At 73.0% G+C, this 6,248-nt stretch carries 1 protein-coding gene and 1 pseudogene; both read right to left on the bottom strand.

Annotation, left to right across the window (positions count from 1 at the left end; genetic code table 11):
- Nucleotides 1–130 precede the first annotated feature (130 nt).
- Nucleotides 131–3,250 (bottom strand): annotated as a pseudogene (locus tag ACFV9T_RS34405) (type I polyketide synthase); the annotation flags it as partial.
- A 5-nt stretch (nucleotides 3,251–3,255) separates the two neighbouring features.
- Nucleotides 3,256–6,248: SDR family NAD(P)-dependent oxidoreductase (locus tag ACFV9T_RS34400; protein ID WP_385446438.1), on the bottom strand; the 2,993-nt coding region annotated here is incomplete at its 5' end.

Below are 6,248 nucleotides of genomic sequence, written 5' to 3'. Positions count from 1 at the left end.
ACCCCCCCGCCCGCGGCGGCGGCGCCTTCCCCCCCGCGGCGGCTCACCGCCGCGGCCTCATCACCCCCCCCCCGGCGGGGGCCGGACACCGATCGCGGTGTCCGGCCCTCTCGGCGCGTACGCGGGGCGGTCAGGGGACCGGTACGGGGGCGCTCAGGTGGCCGGTGGCGTTCTCGGTCCAGGAGTGGTCTCCTTCGGAACGGGACCTGATGGTGAGGGTCCGGCCCGTGGCCGGGTCGTCGGGGCCGACGATGACCTGGAGCAGCGCGGCGCCCTGGGGGCCGAAGGTGACGGGGGCGTTCAGGACGAGTTCCGCTATCTCGTCGGTGCCCACCGCGTGGGCGGCGTGGAACGCCAGCTCGACGAAGGCGGTGCCGGGCAGGATGACGGTCCCCATCACGATGTGGTCGCCGAGCCACGCGTGGTCGGCCAGCGTCACCCGGCCCGTGAACAGACGGCTGCCGTCCGGGAGTTCGGTGGCGGTGGCGAGCAGCGGATGCGCCGCGGGCTCCAGGCCCAGGCCCGCGGGCGAACCGGCGGGTTCGGGGGCGCCGAGCCAGTAGCGGCGGCGCTGGAAGGCGTACGTGGGAAGGGCGACGCTCCGGGCCCCGCGCTCTTCGAGGAAGCCCTTCCAGCCGACGGCCACGCCGGACGCGTGCGCCTGGGCCAGGCCGCTGATCAGGCTGGTCGGCTCGTGGTGGCGGGGGCGCAGCAGCGGTACGGCGGCGGCCTCGGGCAGCGCCTCGCGGGTGAGCGCGGTGAGCACGGCGTCGGGCCCGATCTCCAGATACGTGGTGACGCCCTCGTCGTGGAGTGCGGTGAGGCCGTCGTGGAAGCGGGTGGTGCCGCGGATGTGCTCGGTCCAGTAGGTGGCGTCGAACGCGGCGCCGATCTCCCCGCTCACGGTGGACACCAGGGCGATGCGGGGCGCGTCGTAGGTGAGGGGCCCCGCTGCTTGACGGAAGTCGGCGAGGACCGGGTCCATATGGGGCGAGTGGAAGGCGTGGCTGACGGTGAGGCGTCGGGTGCGCCGTCCCTGGCCGGAGAACTCCTCGGCGATGGCGGTGACGTCGCTTTCGTCGCCGGAGATGACGACCGAGCGGGGTCCGTTGACGGCCGCGATGCCGACGCGTTCGGTGAGATGCGGGGTGACCTCGTCCTCGGTCGCCTCCATGGCGATCATGGCGCCACCGGGAGGCAGGGCCTGCATCAGGGCGCCACGGGCCGCGACCAGGCGGCAGGCGTCGTCCAGGGTGAGGACTCCGGCGGTGTGGGCGGCGGCGATCTCACCGATGGAGTGGCCGATGAGGTGGCTGGGGTTGATGCCGAAGTCCTCGGCGAGGAGCCGGGTCAGGGCGGTCTGGAGCGCGAACAGGGCGGGCTGGGTGTAGCGGGTCTGGTTCAGGAGTGTGGGGTCGTCCGCGAAGACGATGTCTTTGAGGGCCACGTCTTTGAGGGGGAGTTGGGCGTCGAGGTGGTGGTCGAGGGTGGCGCAGACCTCGTCGAACGCGTCGCGGAAGGTGGCGTACGTGCCGTAGAGCCCTCGGCCCATGCCCGGGTGCTGCGCGCCCTGGCCGGTGAAGAGGAACGCCACCTTCTTGGTGCGGGGCCGGGTGGGGAGCGTGGCGGGGCCGGGGTCCTGGGCGAGGGTGTGGAGCTGGGCGAGGAGTTCGTCGCGGGTGGCACCGACGACGGCGGCGTGGTGGTCGAAGGTGGCGCGGGTGGTGGCGAGGGTGTGGGCGATGTCGGTGGGGTGGAGGGTGGGGTGCTGGGTGGTGTGGTCGAGGAGGCGTTGGGCCTGGTCGCGGAGGGCTTGTTCGGTCTTGGCGGAGAGGAGCCAGGGGACGGTGGTGGTGTCCCTCGGGGTTTCCGGGGTGGGCGTGGCGGGGGCTTGTTCGAGGATGAGGTGGGCGTTGGTGCCGCTGATGCCGAAGGAGGAGATGGCGGCGCGGCGGGGGTGGTCGCTCTCGGGCCACGGCCGGGGTTCGGTGAGGAGCTGGACGTTGCCCGAGTCCCAGTCGATGTGGGGGCTGGGCTCGTCCACGTGGAGGGTCTTGGGGAGGGTGGCGTGGCGCATGGCCTGGATCATTTTGATGACGCCACCGATGCCCGCCGCTGCCTGGGCGTGGCCGATGTTGGATTTGAAGGAGCCGAGCCACAGGGGTTCGTCGCGGTTCTGACCGTAGGTGGCCAGCAGTGCCTGTGCTTCGATGGGGTCGCCCAGGGTGGTGCCGGTGCCGTGGCCTTCGACGGCGTCCACCTGGTCCGGGGTGAGCCCGGTGCTCGCGAGGGCGGCGTGGATGACCCGCTGCTGGGCGGGGCCGTTGGGCGCGCTCAGCTGGCTGCTCTTGCCGTCCTGGTTGACCGCCGAGCCACGGATGACGGCCAGGATGGGGTGGCCGTTGGCCTGGGCGTCCGAGAGCCGTTCGAGCAGGATGGTGCCCGCGCCCTCGGCCCAGGTGGTCCCGTCGGCGGCGGCCGCGTACGACTTGCACCGGCCGTCCGCCGCCAGCCCGCGCTGGCGGCTGAACTCCACGAACATGCCCGGCGTCGGCATCACGGCGGCGCCACCGGCCAGCGCCATGGTGGACTCGCCGTTCCGTAGCGACTGGCAGGCCATGTGGAGCGCCACCAGTGAGGACGAGCACGCGGTGTCCACGGTGACGGCGGGCCCCTCAAGACCGAGGGTGTACGCGATCCGCCCGGACGCCACGCTGAGGGTGGTGCCCGTCAGCAGGTGGCCCTCGACGTCCTCCGGGCCCCGGTGGATGAGCGAGGCGTACTCGTGGCCGGACACCCCGCTGAACACCCCGGTACGGCTGCCGCGCAGCTCGCCCGGGGACAGACCGGCGCTCTCCACACATTCCCAGCTGGTTTCGAGGAGCAGCCGCTGCTGCGGGTCGAGCGCGAGGGCCTCGCGGGGGCTGATGCCGAAGAACTCGGGGTCGAAGCGGTCGGCGTCGTAGAGGAAGCCGCCCTCGCGGGCGTAGGTCTTCCCGGTGGTGTTGGGGTCGGGGTCGTACAGGCCGTCCAGGTCCCAGCCCCGGTTGTCCGGGAACGGGCCCACCGCGTCGCGCCCCTCAGAGACCAGCTCCCACAGCCCCTCGGGCGTGGTGGCGCCGCCGGGGAACCGGCAGGCCATGCCCACGACCGCGATCGGCTCGCGGCTCCGTGACTCCGCCTCGGCCAGCCGCTGACGGGTCCGCTGGAGGTCGGCGGTCACCCGCTTCAGATAGTCGCGCAGCTTGTCCTCGTTCATGAGAGCCCCAGCTCGTTGTCGATGAAGTCGAAGATCTCGTCGTCCGTCGCGGATTCGATCGTCACGCCCTCCGCCCCCGGCCCCGCCGCCCCGGCGTCCTCCGTCTCCAGGCCCTCCAGCGTCTGCAGCAGCGCCTGCATGCGCGCGGCGATCGCGGTCCGGACGCCGGGGACAGCGGTCCGCAGGCCGCTCTCCAGCCGGTCCAACTCGGCCACCAGCGGCTGCGGAACCTCGTCGGGGGCCCGGTCCGGCGCCAGCTCGGCACGGAGCATGGCGGCCAGCTGAACCGGCGTGGGGTAGTCGAACAGGGCGGTCGGCGGCAGCCGCAGGCCGGTGGCGTGGTTGAGGTTGTTGCGGAACTCGACGGTGGTGAGCGAGTCGAGGCCCATCTCCAGGAACCCGCTGTCGGCGTCGATGGCATCCGGCGAACCGTGGCCGAGGACCGCCGCGACCTGCCCACGGATATAGGTGAGGAGGATGTCCAGCTGCGTGGACTCGTCATGCGGGGCCAGCCGCTGCCGCAACGTGTCCGACCCCGTCGCACCGCCCGTGGCGGCGGCCCGCCGGGCCCGGGAGCGGACCAGCCCCTGCAGGACCACCGGGATTGGGGCGTCGCCACCGCCCAGCCGCGCGAGGTCCAGCCTCGCGGGCACCAGCACCGCCTGGGGCGAGCCGAGCGCCAGGTCGAGCAGGCCGAGCGCCTGCGCGGTGGGCATCGCGCCGATGCCACCACGGCCCAGCCGCGCCCGCCCGACCGGGTCAAGACCCGAGGTCAGTTCGCTGGTCTGCGCCCACAGGCCCCACGCGAGCGAGAGGCCCGGCAGGCCCCGCCCCCGGCGGTGGGCGGCGAGTCCGTCGAGGAAGGTGTTCGCCGCCGCGTAGTTGGCCTGCCCGGCATTGCCGATCGCCCCGGCCGCAGAGGAGAACAGGACGAACGCGGCCAGGTCCAGGTGTTCCGTCAGCCGGTGCAGGTGGTAGGCGGCGTCGACCTTGGGCCGCAGCACCGCCGACAGCCGCTCCGGGGTCAGCGACGCGATGGCGGCGTCGTCCAGAACCCCGGCCGTGTGGAACACCCCGGTCAGCGGATGCGCGCCGGGAATCGACCGCAGCAGCCCGGCCACCGCCTCGGCGTCCGAGGTGTCGCAGGCGACGACGGAAGCGTCGGCACCCAGTGTCTTCAGCTCGGCGGCCAGCTCGGTCGCGCCGTCCGCCGCAGGGCCGCGCCGACTGACCAGGAGCAGATGCCGTACGCCGTGCCGCTCCACGAGGTGGCGGGCCAGCACACCGCCGAGGGTGCCGGTACCGCCGGTGATGAGCACGGTCCCCTCGGGGGCGAGCCCGGCGCCGTCTGTTGTTTCCGGTGCGGGCAGCGTCGCGCGCACCAGCCGGGGTACGCGCAGCTCACCGCCGCGGACGGCCACCTGCGGCTCTCCCATGGCGAGCGCCGCCGGGAGCGCGCGGTACGAGGCGTCCGACTCGTCCAGGTCGACGAGCACGAACCGGCCGGGATATTCCGCGTCCGCCGTGCGCATCAGCCCCCACACAGTGGCCGCCGCCGGATCCGGCACCCGCTCACCGTTCTCCACGGCCACCGCCCCCCGGGTCAGCACCACGAGCCGCGCGTCGGCGAGGGTGTCGTCGGAGACGAAGTCCTGTACCAGGGCGAGGAGTTCGGCGGCCGCTGTGTGTGCGTCCGCCGCCACATCGCCGCCATCGGAGCGGGCGGGCCCCGCCACCACGATCTGCGGTGGCTTGGCGCCCTCCGCCCTCATCCCGCCGAGCGTGGCCTGATCCACCGCTTCGATCCCGGCGGTACGGAGCGTGGCGGCCACATCCGCCACGCCGACCACTGCCCACGGGCCGCTGCTCTGTGACGCGGGCGCCGGTACGGGCAGCCAGCTCGGCTCGTACAGGGCGTCGCTCTGCCGGGCCTTCGCAGCGGCGAGCTGGTCCGGAGCCACCTCGCGCATGGCCAGCCCGCCGATGCTGAGGACGGGCGCGCCGGTCGCGTCGGCCACCGCCAGCGCCATCACATCCCGCTCCGTACGCGACAACCGCACCCGCAACCGGGACGGGCCGACGGCGTGCAAGGCCGCGCCGCTCCAGGAGAAGGGCAGCCGTACGCGATCCGACTCGTACCAGAACAGCATCAGCGGATGCAGCGCCGAGTCCAGGAGGGCGGGGTGGACGCCGTACGCCTCCGGGTCCGTGCCGTCCGGGAGCGCGATCTCCGCGTAGAGGGTGTCACCGACCTGCCAGCCCGCCCGGAAGCCCCGGAACAGCGGCCCGTATTCGTATCCGCGCCCGATGAACCCACGGTAGAACTCCTCGATGTCTACCGGCTCGCCCTCCGTGGGCGGCCACGCCGTGAGGTCGAACGCGGGCTCCGGTGCGGAATCGGCGAGGAAACCACTGGCGTGGCGGGTCCACTCGGCCGTCTCCTCGGCCGCCTCGCTCTCCGACGAGAACAGGGCGAACGACCGCCGCCCGGCCTCGTCCGCCGCGCCCACGGTGAGCCGCAACTGCCGGGCACCCCGCTCCGGCACGGCCAGGAAGGCGTGGTGCGTCAGCTCTTCGAGCTGGTCGCATCCGACATACCCGGCCGCGTGCAGCAGCAGATCCACGAAGGCGACCCCCGGCAGCACCACCGTTCCGTGGACGACGTGGTCGTTCAGCCACGGCTGCGCCTTCAGCGACACCTCGCCGGTGAACACGGCGCCTTCGCCATCGGGGAGGGTGATCGCCGCGCTGAGGAGGGGATGGGTGGAGGTGTTCGGGGCGTGGGTGGTGGGCTTCGACGTCTCCAGCCAGTAGCGCTGGCGCTGGAAGGGGTAGGTGGGGAGAGCAGCGGGAACGGAGGTTTCGCCGATCAGGGGCGTCCAGTGGACGGTGATGCCGTGGGTGTGTGCGGTGGCGAGTGCGGTGAGGAGGGTGTGGTTCTCGTCCCGCTCTCGGTGCAGGACGGGGATGAACGTGGTGTCGGTGGTGT

Origin of the sequence: Streptomyces sp. NPDC059850 (genome assembly GCF_042731515.1) — a bacterium.
Lineage (GTDB): Bacteria > Actinomycetota > Actinomycetes > Streptomycetales > Streptomycetaceae > Streptomyces.
This window is presented reverse-complemented; position numbering and strand designations above follow the sequence as displayed.